This window comes from Evansella halocellulosilytica (assembly GCF_002335745.1).
Classification (GTDB): domain Bacteria; phylum Bacillota; class Bacilli; order Bacillales; family Salisediminibacteriaceae; genus Bacillus_CA; species Bacillus_CA halocellulosilytica.
The window spans coordinates 2,322,748-2,342,433 of record NZ_NIST01000001.1 but is presented as its reverse complement, the minus strand read 5'-3'; the positions used below and the strand labels follow the sequence as shown (position 1 = coordinate 2,342,433).

Sequence of the window (19,686 nt, the reverse complement as noted above, 5' to 3'; positions counted from 1 at the left end):
ACTTATTATATTACGTGTTTTGGTGTAGAGCCTTTTACAATCATTGTTCCGATCATTGACCCATTTTTTATTAAATGATTCCCTTGCCCGTTCATAATTTTGACCGATTCAATATTACCTTTGAGACTTTTCATAGCAGCTAAAACTTTCGGGATCATACCGCCACTTATCGTCCCATTATCGATTAATTCTTTTACTTCTTCTGTTGTTACTCTTTCTAATAAACGTTCATGGCGTAATATTCCAGGTACATCGGTGACGAACAGCAACTCTTTCGCTCCTAATGTTGTTGCGACTGCTGCTGCCGCACTATCTGCATTAATATTATAGCGTTCACCGTCGTTACCGATACCTATTGGCGCGATTATAGGTGTAAAATGACTTTGGACAAGTTGCTGCAGCAACTCTGTATTCATATTTGCAACCTCACCAACAAAACCAAGTTTCTCAATATTAACAGGCACTACTTCCAAAAGTTTGCCATCACATCCAGATAAGCCAATTGCATTTAACCCAACTTTATGAAACTCCGTCACAAGCTTTTTATTTACTTTTCCGCATAAAACCATTTCTGCCGTTTCTAACACTTCTTTTGTCGTTTTGCGCAGTCCATTTATAAAATGACTTTCGACATGTAACGTCTGAAGCATTTTATTTATTTCTGGTCCACCACCATGAACAATAATCGGCGATTTTCCTGAATCCTTTAAATCTTTAATACTTTGAAAAAAACTTTTGGAAAGGTGGTCAATTGTGCTTCCACCGCATTTCACAACAATAATATCGTTCATTATTTCCCCGTCTCCCTCCTACTAAGTACGGTATCCAGCATTTATTCGCACATAGTCATAGGTTAAATCACATCCCCATGCTTTACTGAATCCATCGCCAACATTACAATTTACGTAAATTGTAATGTATTCATTTTGTAAATATCTTTTTGCTAATTCCTCTGAAAAATTAAGCGGACGACTGTTTTCTAAAACTTTAATAGGACCAATCATAATATCAATTGATTCTGAGTCAATGTCCGCACCACTGTACCCGACCGCACAAATTATCCGTCCCCAATTAGCATCTGTGCCATAAATGGCAGACTTTACGAGGTCTGAACCAACTATCTGTTTTGCAACCATACTAGCTTCTTTATTCGATTTTGCACCAATTACATTTGCTTCAATAAGTTTGGTAGCACCTTCCCCATCACGTGCTATTTTTTTAGCTAAATCTTCACACGTTGTCTTTAAAGCAAGTATAAATTGACTCCAATCAGGATGATCCTTTGTTAATGTTTTGTTTTCTGCTAAGCCGCTCGCCATAGCAACAACCATATCATTTGTAGATGTATCCCCATCAACAGTGATCTGATTGAAGCTTTCATCGGTCACTCCAGCAAGGGCATGCTGAAGTATTTCTGGTTCGATCTTTGCATCTGTCGTTATAAAGGCAAGCATCGTTGCCATGTTTGGGTGGATCATTCCCGATCCCTTTGCAACACCTGCGATTGTAACCTCCACACCATCGATCATGACTTGATAACAAGCATGTTTTTTCAATGTATCTGTCGTTAAAATCGATTCACTAAACTGATCCGCTCCATCTGGAGATGAAAGTGGAGATAATTGACTTATCCCTTTTGTTATTTTGTCCATTTGTAAATATTCTCCGATTACACCGGTCGAAGAAACTGCCACTTGATTTTCAGGAACAGAAAATGTTTCAGCAGTAAGTTTTCGCATTTCATATGCATCTTCTAACCCCTTTTTTCCAGTGCATGCATTTGCATTACCGCTGTTCACAACAACAGCACTAAGTTTTCCTTCTTTCGCTATGCTTTCTTTCGTTACTTTCAGCGGAGCAGCTTGCACTTTATTTAATGTATATACTGCCGCACTGCTTGCTGGAACATCACAAAAAATCATTCCTAAATCAAGCCGTTTTCTTTTTACCCCGGTGTATATGCCTGCTGCTCGAAACCCTTTTGGCTCAGTAATTGTTCCTTCTTTAACATGTATGATTTTTTCATCACTGCTTTTTATGCTCACAATGAATCTCCTTTCTTTACGGATATATCGGGATATATTGTAACCCAGCCGTCTCATCTATCCCCATTGCCAAGTTTAAGTTCTGTATAGCCTGCCCAGCTGCCCCTTTCATTAAATTATCAATAACAGAAACAATCGTGATTCTTCCTGTCCGCTCATCAAATGTGATCCCAATATCACAATAATTTGTGCCATGTACTTCCTTTGTCGCAGGGTATACCCCTTCTTCACGAACCCTGACAAAAGGAGAGCGTGAGTATACTTCCATATACAGGTCACGCAATTGTTTTTCAGTCATCGGCTCTTTTGCATTCGCGTATATCGTTGTCATTATTCCTCTTGTCATCGGAACTAAATGAGTACTTACTGTTACTCGTGTAACCTCCTCATCCCACTGTTGAAGAGTCTGTTCAATTTCTGGAATATGTTTATGCTCATTTACTTTATAAATTTTAAAATTATTAGTCATTTCACTGAAATGACTAATCGGCATCGGTGATCTTCCTGCACCGGATACACCGGATTTTGCATCGATAATGATCGAGTTTGTTTCGATTACCTTTTCATTGATCACTGGACCTAACCCTAGCAGGGAAGCTGTTGGATAACATCCAGGATTCGATATGAGCTGAGCACCTTTTAATTGGTGACGCGCCCATTCAGATAACCCGTATACCGATTGCATAATTATTTCGTCATCCGCCGGTTTGAGATGATACCATTTTTTATATTGTTCCGGATCTTTTAGCCGGAGATCTCCTGACAAATCAATTACACTTAACCCTTGTTCAAGTAACAATGGGGTTATCTTTGCTGAAATACCAGGTGGTGTTGAAAGAAAGACAACATCAGCTTTTTGTTTCATTAAAACAGGATCAATTTCTTCGAGAGCCTTACTCTCAAGATCATATAAATGTGGATAGCTCTCAATAATTGACGTTCCTTTTTGTGATGAAGAATGAATTGAACTTAATTCGACCTCAGGGTGGTTGTATAATAATCGAATTAACTCCGCTCCTCCATATCCGGTTGCACCGACAATAGCTGCTCGCAAACTCCTCTCCTCCTCTTAACATTAACTAAGTAATGATATGTTGTGTTATATTATAAGTATGAATATTAATAAATTCAACTGAATTTTTATTCTTTTTTATGTTTTTTTCAGAAATTTGAAGACAATTCGTTTATTACTGCTGAATATAGTGGGGATGGAACAACCTCTCGATTGTTGGACACCAGTTCTGTATTTCGATCAAAGAGGCTTACTATTACGTTTTAAAGGACAGGAGATCCTTTTATCATACAAAAAGGAAGACGAATTCAGATGATTTACAGTGAATAGCAAACCTGTTGTCCTCAAACGCCACGAGATCAGCTCTTTTTCTCGATATAACGAATTCTATGTCATCAGACGTTTAAAAAATGAACTAAAAAAAGAACTTGCCGGGCAAATTCTCAGGCTGTTGAGAAAGTTTTCTCAACAGCCTTTTTTTAAAAAGAAAAGTATGATATCTCACGATCTCATCCCTCCCGGCGGACGCTTTCCATGGGGCTTGTCTTCAACTAATTCTGACTGCGCTGATCCGATTGGAGTCGCCGCCTTTCGTTCTTCAATCAACCTAGAACATCCATCTTTTCCTATTTAGAAATGATGGTTATTTTTTCATCAGTTTTATCTGATTATTCAGGTAAATATAGTATAATATAGATAAAACCACTCGTGAGGTGATCGTGTGTTACGCCCCATTCGTGCAAAACAAGTTGAACTCGAAATGGTCTCTATCGATCAGTTAGTCCCAGACGACCACTTACTAAGAAAAATTGATGCCACAATTGATTTTTCCTTCATATATGACAAAGTAAAACCTTACTACAGTGAAGATAACGGTCGCCCACCAATTGATCCGGTTATGCTTTTTAAAATGATGTTTATTGGATACCTTTACGGTATCCGATCTGAAAGACAGTTAGAAAAAGAAATTGAGACAAATATTGCTTATCGATGGTTTTTAGGATTAAGTCTAACTGATTCGGTTCCTCACCATTCCACCATAAGCTTCAATCGGCATAAACGGTTTAAAGAAACAGACATTTTTCAAGAGATATTTGATGAGACCGTTCTTCTGGCTATGAAGCATCGTATGGTTGGCGGGAGAGCTTTATTTACTGATTCTACCCACCTTAAAGCCAACGCAAATAAGCGGAAATTCACTAAGAAGACGGTTCAAGTTGAAACACGCGTGTACATAGAAGATCTAAATAAAGCGGTTGAGGAGGATCGAAAAGCACATGGAAAAAAGCCCTTACCGGAAAGAGATAAAAGAAAAAGAGATTAAAGTCAGTACGACAGATAAAGAAAGCGGCTATATGTTCAGGGATGGAAAGCCCGAAGGGTTCTTTTATTTAGACCATCGGACAACAGACATGAAATTTAATATTATTACTGATGTTCATTTAACACCAGGAAATATCCATGATTCCCTGCCGTATTTAAATCGACTGGACCGTCAGATAAAGACATTTGGTTTCAATGTGGAAGCTGTCGGATTAGACGCGGGCTACTTAACCATTCCCTTATGTAAAGGGTTAGAAGATCGCCATATTATGGGGGTTATCGCACATCGCCGCTTCAAACCTAAAAAGGGGTATTTGCCAAAGTGGAAATTTACCTATAACAAAGAGACGGATACTTATACATGCCCTAATGGTAGCACCTTATCTTACGCTACAACGAACCGCGAAGGCTATCGTCAATACCATTCAAACCCTGCAGAATGTGTAAACTGTCCCCTGCTTAACCAATGTACGAAAGCCAAAAATCATAAAAAAGTTCTCACAAGGCATGTATGGGAAGACAGTAAGGAAAAAGTGAGAGAGCATAGACTTTCCGCAACAGGGAAATTCCTCTATAAAAAAAGAAAAGAAACCATTGAGCGAAGCTTCGCGGATGCCAAACAGCTCCACGGACTTCGCTACTCCCGGTTACACAGCTTAAAGGGCGCATCAGAACAAGCGTTGATGACAGCGGCAGCACAGAACATAAAAAAGATCGCAAACCACCTCTCAGCGAGCTAAGAGGTGGTTTCGGCCATTCTTCACCGTAGGGGTGAGCAAATTCTTCTGACGAAAATAATAAAGAGAAACCCGCACTTCTCAAAAAGTGTGGGTTTCTCGACAATCTGAGAACTTGCCGGGCAAGTTCTTTTTCTCATTATGGTCGCTTCAAGGAAAAGATTTCTCCTAATTTTGTATAATCTGTACCACCTAGCCGTCCTACAGGTTTTAACGCGGACGTATCAATGCGGCCATCTTTATAGATAGAGTCTGAAAAATGATAGTGGACGATACGGCCAATAATAAAATCGGTTGACGTTTCTCCTTCAGAAAAAACGAGGTGCTTTTCTAATTTACATTCAAAACGGACAGCCGCTTCCTTTAAACCAGGAACCTCGATTTTTTCACTTTCTACTGGGGTTAAGCCTACCTTCTCGACTTCACTTTCGTCCGGTCCTAAACTTTCAGCCGTTTGATTAACTGATTCGACATTTGATTCGTCTGTCACGTGAACAACAAATTCCTCCAAAGTTAAAATGTTTCGGGCGGTATCTTTGGCTATCTCTCCGCGTCTGCCAATCGAAATTGAAATTAAAGGGGGCTCAGCTGAAATCACATTAAAGTAACTGAAAGGGGCAGCATTAAGCACCCCCTCTTTCGACATAGACGTTACAAACGCTATTGGTCTTGGTGCAATTGTTGCTGTTAATAAACCGTAATTCTTCTTTTTACTGAATGAATTCGGATCAACAGAATGCATCGTTATTTATTCGCTCCTTTCACATTGTTGTCATACCAGTTTCTAGCATGGTCGAGCTCTTCACGTGTTAATTGGTGACCTTGGTGTGCCCAAAATACTTCGACTTTTGCTCCTGCATCGGAAAGCATCTTATCTAGCTCCTTCGTCTCTTCAGGAGCACAAATTGGATCATTTGCCCCAGCTCCGATGAACACTGGCGTCCCTTCTAAGTTAGGTAGTTCTATTCCGCGGCGTGGCACCATCGGATGCAGTAAAATCGCTCCTCTTAAACTTTTATCATAGTGATAAAGAAGACTGCCAGCAATGTTGGCACCATTTGAATAACCAACAGCAATGACTTGTTTTCTATCAAAACGATAGTCCTTCGCTGCCTGATCAATAAATTCATTCAATTCTTTCGTACGGAAAATTAAATCCTCCTCATCAAACACCCCTTCAGCTAATCTGCGAAAAAACCGATTCATCCCATTTTCACTCACGTTCCCTCTTACACTTAACACAGCTGCATCTGGATCAATCATATCACGAAGTGGAAGCAAATCTTGCTCGTCGCCACCTGTTCCGTGTAATAATAATAATGTATTCTCATTGCCTTCTTTTCCTTCTTTAAAAATATGATTCATCATTTCATTTCTCCTTTCAGTACATGAACAGCTAATACAGATTTCATTTCAAGTATTAAGGCAATCACTCGTTTCATTATCACCGTTGCATAAGCGTCTTTTTATGCGGGTTTCAACAATATCTGTGACATGATGACTTTCTAAAGTGGCCTTCTTTATCCTCTCAAATCCTGCTCTACTTGACTTTCAAAAAGTAAGTAATTATATTTTATCTTTTTGGATCTACTCATTCAAAACATATGTCTTACTTTATGAGTATAGCTCATCCCGTATCCACTATAAAGAGAACAACCAATTTATTGGTAATTTATGTTATGATTACGTTGTTAATGGAAAGGGTGAGTATAGAAATGAAAAATGATTTCATGGTTGCTAGTTTATTTCTTGTTCTTATTTTTTCAGCAATATTTATTGACGAACAAAATGAAGAAAACGATTATATCGGCTATGTTCGTGCATATGAAGATTCTTATTACACGACTACCTTTGAAAAACTTAACTTAGGTGACATCTTTAACTTTCATCTTGTATTGAACGATGCCGATACTCACTGGGTCACCTTAACGGTTGATGAGTATATTGAGGGAGAGAAACAAGAAGAGGTAGGAAGCCTTACTTATGGTAAAAGTGTAGATGAGATCGCCGAAGGGAATATTGGATTTGCTATATTAAATCCCCATAATGATAACGCATCTATCCTATTATATGGTACGGGGGCGAGTTTTGCCGGTTCAGAACCACTTAACACCCGAGAAGAGGTTGAATACACAAGTTTTGGCGGAGATTATGCGATCGCATCTGAAAATGTCGGCCTTGAAGTTGGAGAAGCAAAAAGGCTCGCTGTTTATCGCTATGCTGGGAATACATGGCACATGTATGATTACCAAGATGATGACGATTTTCAAAGGTTACTAGATGATAGTGTAAGAACACTCGTGTTCTATATTCAAATATCAGAAGATCATGAATAGGAAACTGGAGGATCGCGTAGTTGAAGAAACTTTTTTCAGATAAACGTAACTTTATTGACCTAATCCGTTTTTTAATCATCGCGAGTTTTCTTTTTTATGCTGCTTGGACAGGCTTTTATCCGAAAAGTTTTACATACGATTTCATCGATGAAACTAAAGTATATGTCTATGAAGGGATGTTTCAGGATAACGTTTATCTTTTCAATACGTCAACAGGTGATGCTGATCAAACTTTCGATGTACATTTGCTATTAAATAAAATTGATAGCTTAAGAACTTCAGCTTTAACATTTGTTTCCATTTTGTTGATCAGTGTTGAACGTTGGTTCAGTTGGCAAAGAGGTGAACGTTCAGAAAATACCAATGAAAAGAATACGAAGAGGCAAAAGTATAAGAAACGACTTGGTTTTATTGTCTCCCTTATCTCATTCATCATTTTGGCAACCATTCACCTTTCAATCGTAGATGATATTATTGAGTTACTTGAATAATTGATCGTTGAATTAGAAAAGCGCAAGGCGCCCGCCTATCGGCGAAAAGCGCTGGAGTCCCGACATGAAGAAGTTCGAACTTAGACTTCAAATGGCGGGGCGAAGCGACCTCGAGCCGATGGCGCCTGAAGTCTAGACAGCAATCAAGAGATTGAAATTTTATACTTTCTTATCTTAAGAGAAGGTCATATAATATGAGACCTTCTCCTTGTTTCCTATCTATCTTTTTTACGCTTGAATTCCTCTTTAATTTCCTCAAGTACATCACGATTCGTTAACAGCTCAAGTCCTGTTAATGCGAGTCCTTTTGCCCCTTGAATTAAGGCTTGATCACCTTGCTTTGACTTGGCAGCTTCACGAAATGCATCCGTATGGACGACAAGATCTTCAGCACCGATTTTTATGAACGGATGAATCGTTGGCACAACTTGGCTAACGTTTCCTGCATCCGTTGAGCCTAGTCCTTTCGTATTTATTGGATCAAACGATTCTCCTAGACTTTCCCACTGTTCTTGAAATAGCTCGTCGAACCGGTCATTTAATTGGAAGTTATCTACCTCATTTTGAATTTTTATGACTCGATGTGATGTTCCGGTCGCAAGTGCTGCCCCTTCGGCAATTTTTTTCACTTTAGCTGTCACTTCATTACACGCTTCCCTCGTCGCAGCACGTATATAAAAACGTGCTTTCGCATACTCAGGTACAATGTTCGGTGCATCACCACCGTGAGTAATAATCCCATGAATTCGAACATCGTCCGTCACATGTTGACGAAGAGCATTCACCCCGTTAAAAAGCTGAATGACTCCGTCTAACGCATTGATCCCATCCTCTGGAGAAGCTGCTGCATGAGCAGCTTGGCCATGGAATTCAAAGTCTAGCGGATCGACTGCAAGAGATTCCCCTGTTCTCGTATTTTTGTTGTATGGATGGATCATTAACGCTGCATCGACTTGATCGAAATATCGATGTTTTACGAAACTGCCTTTTGCACTTCCATTTGGTCCACCCTCTTCAGCAGGAGTACCAAATATCGTAATCATGCCTCCAGTTTTTTGAAGGATGTTTTTCAATGCAATCCCTGCAGCAGTACTTGCTGTACCGATAATGTTATGTCCGCACGCATGACCGAAGCCAGGTAAAGCATCATATTCTGCTAAAAAGCATATATGAGGACCTTCTTTATTTGAATCGAACGATGCGATAAAGGAAGTTTCATGGCCAGCAACTCCTTGTTCAACGGTAAAGCCCTCTTTTTTTAATAAAGCAGTGAGCGTTTCTTGTGCAAAATATTCCTCATTGCCAATTTCCGGACGTGCATGGATCGCATGACTCGTTTCAAGATACGTCTCTTTGTTTTTTTCGACACTGTCTATGACGACATCTCTTAACTGAACCTCTACCGTAGACATTGAACCAGCCCCTCTTGAGTGATCTCATTAATAGTCTTGTAATTCATCGACACTTATAAAAACTGGAACGAGTGAATCATTATACGTATCGCGAATAAATTCGATCGTATCATCTTCTTGATACAACTCTACAATCGTTTGTAATACTTCTTCATCTTCACGCCCAGACTGTGTTGCTATAATGTTAATATACGGCTCTGCTGTGTCATCTTCTATGAAGATCGCATCTTGAACTGGAGTAAATCCTGCTTCTACTGCAACTCCATTATTAATAATCGATGCATCGACATCAGGTAAAACTCTCGGTGTTTGTGCCGCAACAACTTCTACAATTTCTAAATTAAGTGGGTTTGAAACGATATTTTCTGCACCACCAACTCCATCAAATCCTTCTTCTAACTCAATTAACTCTGCCGCTTCTAACAACAACAATGCTCGCCCTTGGTTCGTTTCTTCCTGCGGTACAGCAACCTGGCCACCTTCAGGAATTTCGTTTGGAGAAGGGTGTTTTTCAGAATACATCCCCATTGGTGCTAAGTATGTTGATGCAATTGGTACTAAATCTAAACTATGCTCGTTAATAAAATTTTCAAAGTATGAAATCGTTTGGAATGCATTGATATCAATTTCCCCATCTGCTAACGCCATATTCGGTCGGACGTAATCATCAAATTCCATAATATCGATCGTAATTCCTTCGTTTTCTACTTTATCAGCTATATACTCCCAAACTGGAATGCCTGAGCCGTTAACACCGACTGTAATGGTGTCTTCATCCCCGCCGCATGCAGTTAATAAAGTGGATAATGCAATGATGCTTGTAATTGCTGATACGATTTTTTTCATTGAATTTTCTCTCCCTTTTTCGTAATAGTATGTGTGACATTTATTAGTGTCTTCGGATCACCTGAGATAGCTTGTTGCCGAACATTTGTATACCTTGAACCATGACAATTAGAACGATAACCGTCACGAGCATGACGTCTCCTTGGAATCGTTGATATCCATATGCGATCGCCAAGTTCCCGAGTCCACCTCCACCGACAGCCCCCGCCATCGCTGAAGCACCGACAATTCCAATCGTTGCAATTGTGAAATTTAATACGAGTGAGCTTAATGCTTCTGGTACCATAAAGCGAAAAATTACTTGCCAAGGTGTAGCCCCCATCGCTTCAGCAGCTTCAATGATTCCTGCCGAAACTTCTAACAAACTGCTCTCCACGAGTCTGGCAATAAATGGTGCGGCAAATACGACGAGAGGTACGACAGCAGCCGCTGTTCCAATTGATGTTCCGACGATGAATCGTGTAAACGGAATGATTGCTACCATTAAAATAATAAATGGAACAGATCTGACGATATTGACAACCGTATTTGTTACTTGAAAAAAAGGTTTATTTTCAAATAATCCTCCTGGTCTTGTTACAACTAATGCGATCCCTAACGGTAGGCCGATCAAGGCTGCAAACAATAACGAAAAACCTGTCATTGCCAACGTTTCAACAGTCGCTTCCCAGACTCGCACCCAAAACGTGCTCCATTCAACTTGCATGTCTGTCTACCTCCTTGATGATTAAGTTCTCACTTATATATTCAACTGCTTGTTTTACATTCACATCAGGACCATCGAATTGAACGATTAAGTTCCCAAATGGTTTTTCTTGAAGCTCGGTAATTTGTCCATGAAGAACGTTTACATCAAGCTCATATTTGCGAGCAACTTGTGATAAAATAGGTTTCCCTGCAAGATGCCCCTCAAACAAAATCCTGTATAAAGGTCTCTCTTGATTACCAGCGTCCAGTAAATTCAGGATCGACTTCGGAATATCATCTTGCATCACTGAATTGACAAAGTTTTTCGTTGTTTTTGCTTGCGGTTTCGAGAAAACATCGAATACGGAGCCCTCTTCAATCAATTCCCCATTTTCCATGACTGCCACTTTATTACAAACTTGACGTATAACGTTCATTTCATGAGTGATCATCAAGACTGTAATATTTAATTCACGATTCACTTTTTTTATAAGATGTAATATCGACTCTGTCGTTTGTGGATCGAGTGCAGAAGTTGCCTCATCACACAGCAATACTTCAGGAGAAGTTGCCAATGCCCTTGCAATTCCGACACGTTGCTTTTGTCCGCCAGATAGTTGATCAGGATATTGTGTCGCTTTATCAGATAAACCGACAAATTCAAGTAGTTCATCCACCCGCTGTTTGACTTCTTCTTTCGCTACTTTTGAAAGTTTAAGTGGAATCGCGACATTATTAAAAACAGTTTTAGACTCACAGAGATTAAAATGCTGAAAGACCATCCCTATTTTTTTCCTCGCATCCCGTAATTGTTGAGCTGACAAATCAGTCATATTCTGACCGTTTACGAGAACACGTCCAGAAGTAGGACGTTCCAAAAGGTTGACACATCTTACAAGTGTACTTTTACCAGCACCACTAAAACCAATGACCCCATAAATATCTCCTTTATTTACCTTTAAGGACACATCTTTTACAGCTGCTATCCCTTCTTCACCATCACCAAAAACTTTACTCACATTCTCAAACGTAATCATGATGTCCCTTCAAACCCCTTTCAATTGTCAGGTACCAGGTCCCCGACAATTTTGTGAACTTCCTTGATTTTTACTAGAATTTGTGTTTATTTCTGTGTGAGAGGTTAATGTTTTCCTAGAATAGGAAAAGCCCCTCTTCTTAAAGATAAAGAAGAGGGGCTTGCAATTTATGTATGCAAACGCACTCTTCTCATCTCTCAAGCTTTTAATAAGCTTGCAGGAATTGGCACAGTGTATCTGAACAAGATTCGTGTTCAAAAACCCGCTGCCGAGACTTCATCAGGCCATGTCCCTCTGTCTCTCTTGATAAGAAGATTATTTATGTAACAATTGTTGTTTTGTTGATAAGTGGTATCTTACACCCGTTAAAAATATAAGTCAATACTGAGTTTTCAAAAATATTAATCTCTATTTCTTTTGAAAGCGGAACCAAAGTTGTTATATTAATAAACTTAGCGTCGCGAAATTTATCTCATTTTTTCTGAAATATGTATTAACAGTTGTTCAGAAAAATAACGTTTCCATATTCTATAAATTCAATATTGGTGCAACTAGTTCAACTTTCATTCTGTCTGGGTCTTCGAAGTAAACCGCATAATGTTCTGTTCCTCCTGCGTAAGGGTGTTGATCAGTATACAAAATCGTAACACCTCTTTTCTTTAGGCTTTCTGTCATTTCATCGACATGTTTACGTGATTGGGCATGGAAGGCCAAATGATTTAAACCAACGCGCCGCCGATGGTAAGGGATGTCTAGAAACCTTTCATCAGCTTGAACAAGCACAATGTACATGTTTTCCTTCTTCCAGCTTCGGCCTTCTTCCCACTCTTGAAATATTTTATAATCCAATTCGCTTAAGAACCAACCCCAAAAATCCAATGATCTTTCTAAATCTGAAACGTAAAACTCAATGTGATGAAGCCCACCTACTGTCATTGCCAATCTTCTCCTTTATTTAGAGCCTGAAACACTTTTCCTAAAATGTTATCAACCCTTTGACGATCTTCAATCAAGCTAACTTTTTCACACAACACTTTATGAACACGAATAAACTCAGGAATCATCTGTTTCATAACATGCATAATATGATCAGGCTGCAGGCTACCTTCCCATTCTTTCAGCAATGATTGCTGCCAGTCATTTAAGTAGCTGCGTGGACCTTCAATTTTTGCCCAATCACCGAAAGAATTCGGTTGAATCCCTTTCTCCATATACCACCCTGAAGTCAGTGAAAAACGAAGATGATCTAAACAGCTCAAAGCATAATATATTTCACCACGTTTCACACGGCGATACACTTCATGGATATAGGCGAAAAATTTTGTCCGCCACACCTCTACGTCTTCCTTTGTTAAGTTAAAAGAAAGCTTTTTTGACTCCTCCGCTACAACTGTCATTATCTGATCCGTGTCTTTAACGATCTTAATGTCTTTCAGCCAGACTGAAGGCTTCAAATCTACTGCGCGATAATAAAAACAATCGACTTTAACAAAGCAATCATAATGGGCAACTGTATACGTAGTCCCAGGAAAATCTTCAAAAAATAAGACATCTCCCCAGTTCCTTGCCCGACTTTGTTTCGATAACACATATTGTTCATATACATCTTCTTTCACAACTATTCGTACATCAATATCAGAATAGAGATCTGTATTTCCCGCGCCTATTGATCCACCGTAAAAGACGGACAAAATATTTTCATCTGGAGTAATATTGGCTTCAATTGCCAATATCAACTTTTCACGTTCAGCAGGCAATTGCTCATCCCTCTTCTTTAAATCCATACGAGCCCCCTTACCCCCGCTTGTTTTCACTACTTTTCAACCAATAACGCAATCCTTTTCCAGCATATGGTTCATCTTTATAACGTGGGATGACATGCAAATGTGCATGTGGAATTGACTGGCCGCCAACTTCCTTACAGTTCCAACCAACGTTATAACCATCTGGTGAATTTTCATCGTCAAGGTACGTCTTCACTTGCTGAAGCATCACATACGTTGCATTCCATTCTTCTTGAGTTAAGTCAAACACCGTTTCACGATGTGCTCGAGGAATAATTAAACCTGATCCAATTAATACCTCTTGCGGCTTTTGTAAAAATAAGACGTACTTATTTTCAAATACGACTTTTTGCCCCGGAAACTGGTCATAATAACAGAAAAGGCAATGATCCATATGGCTCTCTCCTATCCAGTAAATTCTATCGGCTCGTTAATCTCGATTAAATTTCCATCTGGATCTCTAAAATGTGCAACTCGAATTCCCCATTCCGGTCGATTTACCGGGTGCATATCAAACGTTATTCCCTTTTCTTTTAATTCATTTGCTTTCGTATCTACGTCATCCACGCGAAAGATTAACGCAATACGGTCCATCTGCTCAACCTCAAGCGGTAATTCACTCTTCCTTACAGAAGCAGCCATCATGTTTCTGTCAAAAAGCGCTAACAAATGACTACCAACTTTAAACTGGCAATAATTTGTGTTTTCGTCACCCCAATCAAGCTCAAACTGTAACGTATCTCTGTAAAACGTTAAACAAGCCTTATAATCTTTCACTAACAATCTCGTATGTGTCAGTTCCATTTATACATCACTCCTTCGAAACTTCATTCGACATCTTTCCGGAAAAATCCTATACCTTTTTGAAAAATTCGAAGGTTTACGAATCGTTCAATGAAATAGTAGAAACGAACATCATTTTAGATCTGTTTCTTTTCCTACTAAAAAAGCATGTGATCATCTCAATAATGGCACATGCTCAAGATGAGTAAGGTTTGTCTTGATAAACATAATTTGGTGACACAAGCTCATCCGTATACTCTTTATGAAAAATGTGAGTTGCCGCAGGAGATACAGGGGGTATTAACCAGCTCCATTGGCCGGTAACTGACCGTCCAGCATTCGTTTCTTTTTTCTCAAATTGCTTAAACTGCTCAGCTGCTGTATGATGATCAACAATACTGACGCCTTCCTTTTGAAATGAATGAAGCACTGCTCGATTTAATTCTACAAGTGCACGATCTATCGAAAGACTTGAATTTCGTTTCATGTCCATCTTAAACATTGATGCTACTTTTGGAAGAACATTGTATCGATCCGTATCCGCTAAATTTCTTGCACCAATTTCAGTTCCCATATACCAGCCATTAAACGGTGCAGCAGGATATTCTATCCCTCCAATTTCTAAACACATATCGGAAATGATCGGAACAGCATACCATTGCAAGTTCAATTGTTTTAGCTTTGGATTTTCAGGGTGTTCTATATTTACTTCTTTCACAATATCTAGTGGAACTTCTCTCCAAACAGGCGGGGCATCATTTACTTGAATAACATGAGGGAGGATATCAAAGCTTGTGTACCTACCTTCCCAGCCAAGTTCTCTACAAATTTCCGTGAAGCGAAGCGACCAAGAATCGCCGATGATTTCTTCTTCTGTTTCATAGCCAGCATACCTAATAAGCTGGTGATTCCAGATACGTACTCGATCACGTCCATTTTTCCGAGGGGGAAAAATCGTAATTGTTGGCCTTATTTTGCCACCATTCGTTGCATATTTAATATGATCATGTAATGAAGCAAACACATCCTCAGACGTATGCACATGACGGGCATCAAACACGTGGAGGTTCTCCCAAAAAAGGCGGCCAATACACTTGTTACTATTACGCCATGCCATCTTTGCACCATACGATAGTTCCTCACATGTATGTTCGTATGTGCCCGTTTCAGAAATTTCCTCTTTAATCTCTCTAAGACGAGCCTCTATCTCTGTTTTTTTCTTTAACTCTTCGTAACACCGAATAATAAATGCTTCAGCTTGCCCTAATAAACTAGTCATTCCTGCATCCTCGATTCATAAAATTCCTATACTCATCTTCAACTATCTTCTAGCACCTTATAATACTCTGACGGTTTAAATGTGATCGACATTTCGTTCCCTAACTCATATTCGACCATATTTTTTAGTAATTGACCTTTTTCATTAAAAGCCTTTTCCATATCACGGCCATTTTCAACATATTTATTTTTGACAAAATCTATAAAACTTCCGTATTCCAACGTCCATTCCAATAACATGACTTTTATATGCTCGTCCAGCGGAAAATCTTCTAGATCCAGGTTTCCTAAGCACTCTTGGCACCAAAATGGATCTGCGCCATAATCAGCCTCCATCAATACTTCATCGACCTCTGTTTCACAATGATCACAAAAAACCATATATAATACTCCTTCACTCATTTTTGGAAAAATAGGCGGACGAGCTCATATCCATCTGAATGGACTCCATTCAGCCGTCCTGTTGTATTCGGATATTTTATCGGAACTAACGTGATTATAAACATGATTGCATTCAAATATCCAGTCCAAAAGAGCACTGTAGACCAAAAAGTTTCTTGTTTCAACATATTCGCAGCTAAAATAAACGTCGAAGCTGCTATGAAAGAAAAAAGCGGACCGAATAGAAAGAAGAAAAACGTAATTTTTTTTGTCCATTCTTGCTCCTCCATCATTGTGAAACAGGAACCTCCAGTCGACCATTGTAAATGAAAATGACATCGACCGACTTTAAAGCTTTCATCATTATCAGAAGTACGCGGTCCGATAAATATCCGTACTTTTTTCTTTGTTAATAGCAATATCGCTGCTGCATGTCCGAACTCATGAATAAAAACAGACAGTGGAAAAGCGATGAATATAAAAAGGATGATACTAATCGTTGTACTCGTATCCATAACACTCCCTCCATACTCATACTATTACCTTGAATCACCAAACAAAACCAAAATATCCCTATATACTTTTCATACACATCCCTATAATCTTTAATGAATTACCAGATATCCCCATGTGCCAGGCACGTGGAAAGTAAATGGGAATTAGGAGGGGAAATCCAGCGATTTTGTAAAAAAAAAAGACCAAGCTCTAATGAGTGAGCTTGGCATCATCTATTCGAAAATTAAGGGGAAATAGCGAATTTAAGTAAAACTTCCTTCTAACTTAACTTACTTATGATGAGGCAATTTGATAAATCAAACCGGATTGAATATTTAATCCGTGAGTGCCCCATCGGTTTAGCACATCGATGCTTGGATCAGCGCGAGTAATCATTTGATCGGTGTACTCATCCAACGTCTTGTGGCGATGCCACTTTTTCCATAAATAAGGCTTCTTTAACAATTCTTCCTCAAATAAATCATAAATAATTTGTGATGTACTTTGTATTTGATCATCTTGTACCCATAGCGGGCCATATATGTGTAATACCGGTTCATCATTCTCATTTTTTGTTGAGTGGACGAAGCATACCGCCTTTTGAAATTTTACCGCTAATCGAAAAATAGAGCTTGGTGCTTTTTGTCTTTTCTTCATGAAGTTGACTTTAAAAGGACTAACTTTTTCATCAAACCCTACGTGATCATCTAAATAAAAGAAGAGGTTTTCATTTTCCGACAATAATGTTTCAACTTTTGGATCATGATAGACACCATCTGAAACGACATCATCAACATGTTCATACTGTTGATATTGAACCCATTGTTCAGGCTTCTGTTCCTCTGGATCGGTAACGATATAAAGGTACTTACCAGACTCACGCAACTTTTTACCTATTTCTAACGGTGCATAGTGGTCATGTCCAAAATGAAACGATACGAAAATTGCTCCTATTTCAGATAATTCATCAATTGTTTCTGATCCTGATATTTTTTTATACCCTTCAAAAACGGCAGGCTGCTTCATATACACTTTTTGAATCTGATGGTGAATACGGTAACGGATCCAAATGTCGATTAATGATGACTCATCAAGCTTTTGTCGTTGAGCTAATGTTGTAGACATGTGAGACAGGGTCAATAAATGGTCGTCAAACAATCCGTGATGAAAATCTTGCTGAACTTGATTTTGCATAATACCGTATAAATCATCATGCAATTTTCTCTCGTCTATTACCATCTCTCACCCTCCCAGTAAAACTATTATTTTGAAAAAACGATGTGAAAGTACCTTGTTATTTCATTTTATGGCAATTATAGTAATAGTTAAGTCTGATTCATTCTGCATCCTCTAGCAAAACAAGGAAATTCACTCCTTTTTCTTTCTTAAAAAAATCATATCATGATAAGCCGAAGAAGAAACCTTTTGTCATTTTCGCAAAAGTATGCCCTTATCATGAAACAATCCCTTCTATAACTAGTATCTTTTAAACAATTTCTAAAACATTTCGTTCGCAGAGTTTATCAAATTGACTTATAATTAAATACTACATATAAATTTAAAACAAATTATTTTATATATTGGAATAATTCAAAAGGAGGGGTATATTTTGCATATTGGCAATAGATTGAAGAAAATACGCAAATTAAACCGCGTTTCTCAACAAAACCTTTGTAAAGGGATAGTCTCAACGTCGCATTATAGTAACATTGAGGGTGGACGATATGTTCCTTCAACCGATATACTAGAGTCAATCGCAAAAAGGTTACAAGTTCCGACGAATTATTTACTGAATATTCATGAACATTCTCCTACTACAGATAAGCTTTTGACAGAATACGAGGAATTAATTGAAAACGATCTCGCAAAAGCTGAGGAATTTCTACAAAAAAACAAGAAGGAATTTGAATACATTCCTTCGATCTACCAAGAAACTGAATTTCTTTTATTAAGGTGTATGCATCACATAAAGCAGCTTAACCTTAATGAAGCAGAAAAACTTTATGATGAGATTCAATTTTATATTCAAGAAGAAGAACTAGATTCATATAATAAAAACTTAAAATTCAAATACACCTATGTAACCGGATTACTTAAATATGATCAAAAAAACTATACTGATAGTTATCATTACTTTAATAAAGCTTCTAAGTATCTTTCTGATGAGTCAAAGAGAATGAAAGTTACATTTAATTTAGCACTGATTAGTTTTTACTTATTTAATTTAACAAAAGCCTTAGAATATGTAATCTCTGCACGAACTGCATTCCTTGAAAATCATCGTTGGAAAGAAACAGTAGAATGTTACATTCTTCAAGGAATGATATTATTTGAAATGAGAAACTTTGAAGAAGCAAAAAAAGTTTTAAAAAAAGGCTTAAACTTGGCAAAAGAAAAATCACTTTATATACAAACTACTAAAATCCACCATAATTTAGGTAATGTTTATCGAGATAATGAAGAATATGATAAAGCTTTGTATTACTATAAAGAAAGTTTAGAAAAGAAAAAAATATATGATAAAGATAATGTACTAATCACTTATTACACTTTAGCAAAATTATATTTGAAGCAAAAAGATTTACCTAGTCTTAAAAAATTACTAGGTGAGGTGAGAGACTATTGTGAGTCTGAATTTGATTTTCACCTTTTAAAAATGTTAGAAGCAAAAATGGAATACCTGTTGATGAATTATGAAAAGTATGAAGACTACATGAAAAAATCGATAGAATACTTTTATAAACAAAGGCATTTTATTATTTTAGAAAACGAATGTAAACATATTAGTGACTATTATTATGATCAAAAGAAATATAAATCGGCTTACTATTATTTAGATATGGAGATGGATGTAATACAAAAAATATATAAGGAGCCAAGAGTATGAAAAAAAACCTAAGTAAACTGTTAGCCGTCCTAATATTTGCAGTCATGTTTACGAATACTTCTTTTGTGGATAGTACTCATCCACACGAAGGAGACGCACCACGCCCGATGACCATCACCCATGATCAGCTTATGTAACTGGACAAGCCCCCT

General features: G+C 38.1%; 23 protein-coding genes and 1 riboswitch. Of the genes, 6 read left to right on the top strand and 17 right to left on the bottom strand.

Annotated features, from left to right (window positions below; genetic code table 11):
* Nucleotides 1–5 precede the first annotated feature (5 nt).
* The 3 genes from argB to argC are packed head-to-tail and all read right to left on the bottom strand — an operon-like array spanning nt 6 to nt 3,099.
* Nucleotides 6–791: an acetylglutamate kinase gene (gene argB / locus CD001_RS11125; RefSeq protein WP_096187811.1), complete on the bottom strand. Its 786-nt coding sequence runs from the start codon at nt 789–791 to the stop codon at nt 6–8.
* Between the two features lie 21 nt (nt 792–812).
* Nucleotides 813–2,045 (bottom strand): bifunctional ornithine acetyltransferase/N-acetylglutamate synthase, encoded by a 1,233-nt coding sequence (argJ, locus tag CD001_RS11120; protein ID WP_407081104.1) that lies wholly within the window; start codon nt 2,043–2,045, stop codon nt 813–815.
* Nucleotides 2,046–2,061: 16 nt separating this feature from the next.
* Nucleotides 2,062–3,099 carry an N-acetyl-gamma-glutamyl-phosphate reductase gene (gene argC / locus CD001_RS11115; RefSeq protein WP_096187809.1) on the bottom strand — a complete coding sequence of 346 codons (1,038 nt, stop codon included), beginning with the start codon at nt 3,097–3,099 and terminating at the stop codon, nt 2,062–2,064.
* Between the two features lie 280 nt (nt 3,100–3,379).
* Here argC and CD001_RS25990 point away from each other — a divergent pair, with 280 nt between their 5' ends.
* Together CD001_RS25990 and CD001_RS11110 are read left to right on the top strand one after the other, a co-directional pair.
* On the top strand, nt 3,380–3,691 hold the full coding sequence (locus tag CD001_RS25990; RefSeq protein ID WP_142303577.1) for a hypothetical protein: 312 nt from the start codon (nt 3,380–3,382) through the stop codon (nt 3,689–3,691).
* Nucleotides 3,692–3,778: 87 nt separating this feature from the next.
* A protein-coding gene (locus tag CD001_RS11110; protein ID WP_407081103.1) for an IS1182 family transposase occupies nt 3,779–5,120 on the top strand; the annotation gives its coding sequence in 2 pieces (ribosomal slippage) (nt 3,779–4,365 and nt 4,364–5,120; 1,344 coding nt in all).
* A 136-nt stretch (nt 5,121–5,256) separates the two neighbouring features.
* On the opposite strand, the gene CD001_RS11105 is transcribed toward CD001_RS11110, so the two are convergent.
* Nucleotides 5,257–5,859 carry a flavin reductase family protein gene (locus CD001_RS11105; protein ID WP_096187808.1) on the bottom strand — a complete coding sequence of 201 codons (603 nt, stop codon included), beginning with the start codon at nt 5,857–5,859 and terminating at the stop codon, nt 5,257–5,259.
* A gap of 2 nt (nt 5,860–5,861) precedes the next feature.
* Nucleotides 5,862–6,485, bottom strand: coding sequence for an alpha/beta hydrolase (locus CD001_RS11100; protein WP_179298705.1), 624 nt, complete (start codon nt 6,483–6,485; stop codon nt 5,862–5,864).
* 347 nt (nt 6,486–6,832) lie between these two features.
* Between CD001_RS11100 and CD001_RS11095 the strand changes: the two genes are divergently transcribed.
* A complete protein-coding gene (locus CD001_RS11095) occupies nt 6,833–7,453 on the top strand; it encodes a hypothetical protein (RefSeq protein WP_096187807.1) in 621 nt (206 codons plus the stop codon).
* A 20-nt stretch (nt 7,454–7,473) separates the two neighbouring features.
* The gene (locus CD001_RS11090; RefSeq protein ID WP_096187806.1) at nt 7,474–7,944 is read left to right on the top strand and encodes a hypothetical protein; all 471 of its coding nucleotides are present in this window, start codon (nt 7,474–7,476) and stop codon (nt 7,942–7,944) included.
* Nucleotides 7,945–8,159: 215 nt separating this feature from the next.
* Here the strand turns inward: CD001_RS11090 and CD001_RS11085 are convergent, their stop codons facing one another.
* From CD001_RS11085 to CD001_RS11030, 12 genes are all read right to left on the bottom strand, one after another.
* Nucleotides 8,160–9,356, bottom strand: a complete 1,197-nt coding sequence (locus CD001_RS11085) for a M20 family metallopeptidase (RefSeq protein WP_096187805.1) — start codon at nt 9,354–9,356, stop codon at nt 8,160–8,162.
* A 27-nt stretch (nt 9,357–9,383) separates the two neighbouring features.
* Nucleotides 9,384–10,202 (bottom strand): MetQ/NlpA family ABC transporter substrate-binding protein, encoded by an 819-nt coding sequence (locus CD001_RS11080; RefSeq protein ID WP_096187804.1) that lies wholly within the window; start codon nt 10,200–10,202, stop codon nt 9,384–9,386.
* A 43-nt stretch (nt 10,203–10,245) separates the two neighbouring features.
* Complete coding sequence (locus CD001_RS11075; protein ID WP_096187803.1) at nt 10,246–10,908, bottom strand: methionine ABC transporter permease; 663 nt, start codon at nt 10,906–10,908, stop codon at nt 10,246–10,248.
* Nucleotides 10,898–11,926, bottom strand: a complete 1,029-nt coding sequence (locus CD001_RS11070; protein WP_096187802.1) for a methionine ABC transporter ATP-binding protein — start codon at nt 11,924–11,926, stop codon at nt 10,898–10,900. The genes CD001_RS11075 and CD001_RS11070 overlap by 11 nt, the downstream gene beginning before the upstream one ends.
* A 187-nt stretch (nt 11,927–12,113) precedes the next feature.
* A riboswitch (SAM riboswitch) is annotated at nt 12,114–12,239 on the bottom strand.
* Nucleotides 12,240–12,454: 215 nt separating this feature from the next.
* Complete coding sequence (locus CD001_RS11065) at nt 12,455–12,862, bottom strand: VOC family protein (protein ID WP_096187801.1); 408 nt, start codon at nt 12,860–12,862, stop codon at nt 12,455–12,457.
* Nucleotides 12,859–13,710 (bottom strand): hypothetical protein, encoded by an 852-nt coding sequence (locus tag CD001_RS11060; protein WP_096187799.1) that lies wholly within the window; start codon nt 13,708–13,710, stop codon nt 12,859–12,861. Before CD001_RS11060 ends, CD001_RS11065 begins: the two co-directional genes overlap by 4 nt.
* 10 nt (nt 13,711–13,720) lie before the next feature.
* A complete protein-coding gene (locus CD001_RS11055) occupies nt 13,721–14,104 on the bottom strand; it encodes an HIT family protein (RefSeq protein WP_096187797.1) in 384 nt (127 codons plus the stop codon).
* Between the two features lie 11 nt (nt 14,105–14,115).
* A complete protein-coding gene (locus tag CD001_RS11050) occupies nt 14,116–14,514 on the bottom strand; it encodes a VOC family protein (protein WP_096187796.1) in 399 nt (132 codons plus the stop codon).
* Between the two features lie 175 nt (nt 14,515–14,689).
* Nucleotides 14,690–15,772, bottom strand: coding sequence for a nitric oxide synthase oxygenase (locus CD001_RS11045; RefSeq protein ID WP_096187794.1), 1,083 nt, complete (start codon nt 15,770–15,772; stop codon nt 14,690–14,692).
* Nucleotides 15,773–15,810: 38 nt separating this feature from the next.
* Nucleotides 15,811–16,152 (bottom strand): hypothetical protein, encoded by a 342-nt coding sequence (locus CD001_RS11040; protein WP_096187792.1) that lies wholly within the window; start codon nt 16,150–16,152, stop codon nt 15,811–15,813.
* 17 nt (nt 16,153–16,169) lie between these two features.
* Entirely contained in the window at nt 16,170–16,667 is a 498-nt protein-coding gene (locus CD001_RS11035) for a M50 family metallopeptidase (protein WP_096187790.1), read from the bottom strand.
* Nucleotides 16,668–16,941: 274 nt separating this feature from the next.
* A complete protein-coding gene (locus tag CD001_RS11030) occupies nt 16,942–17,886 on the bottom strand; it encodes a lysophospholipid acyltransferase family protein (RefSeq protein WP_096187787.1) in 945 nt (314 codons plus the stop codon).
* 370 nt (nt 17,887–18,256) lie between these two features.
* On the opposite strand from CD001_RS11030, the gene CD001_RS11025 reads away from it, so the two are divergent.
* Nucleotides 18,257–19,534, top strand: a complete 1,278-nt coding sequence (locus tag CD001_RS11025; RefSeq protein WP_096187785.1) for a tetratricopeptide repeat protein — start codon at nt 18,257–18,259, stop codon at nt 19,532–19,534.
* Nucleotides 19,531–19,671 (top strand): hypothetical protein, encoded by a 141-nt coding sequence (locus tag CD001_RS26400; RefSeq protein WP_179298704.1) that lies wholly within the window; start codon nt 19,531–19,533, stop codon nt 19,669–19,671. Before CD001_RS11025 ends, CD001_RS26400 begins: the two co-directional genes overlap by 4 nt.
* Nucleotides 19,672–19,686 lie beyond the last annotated feature (15 nt).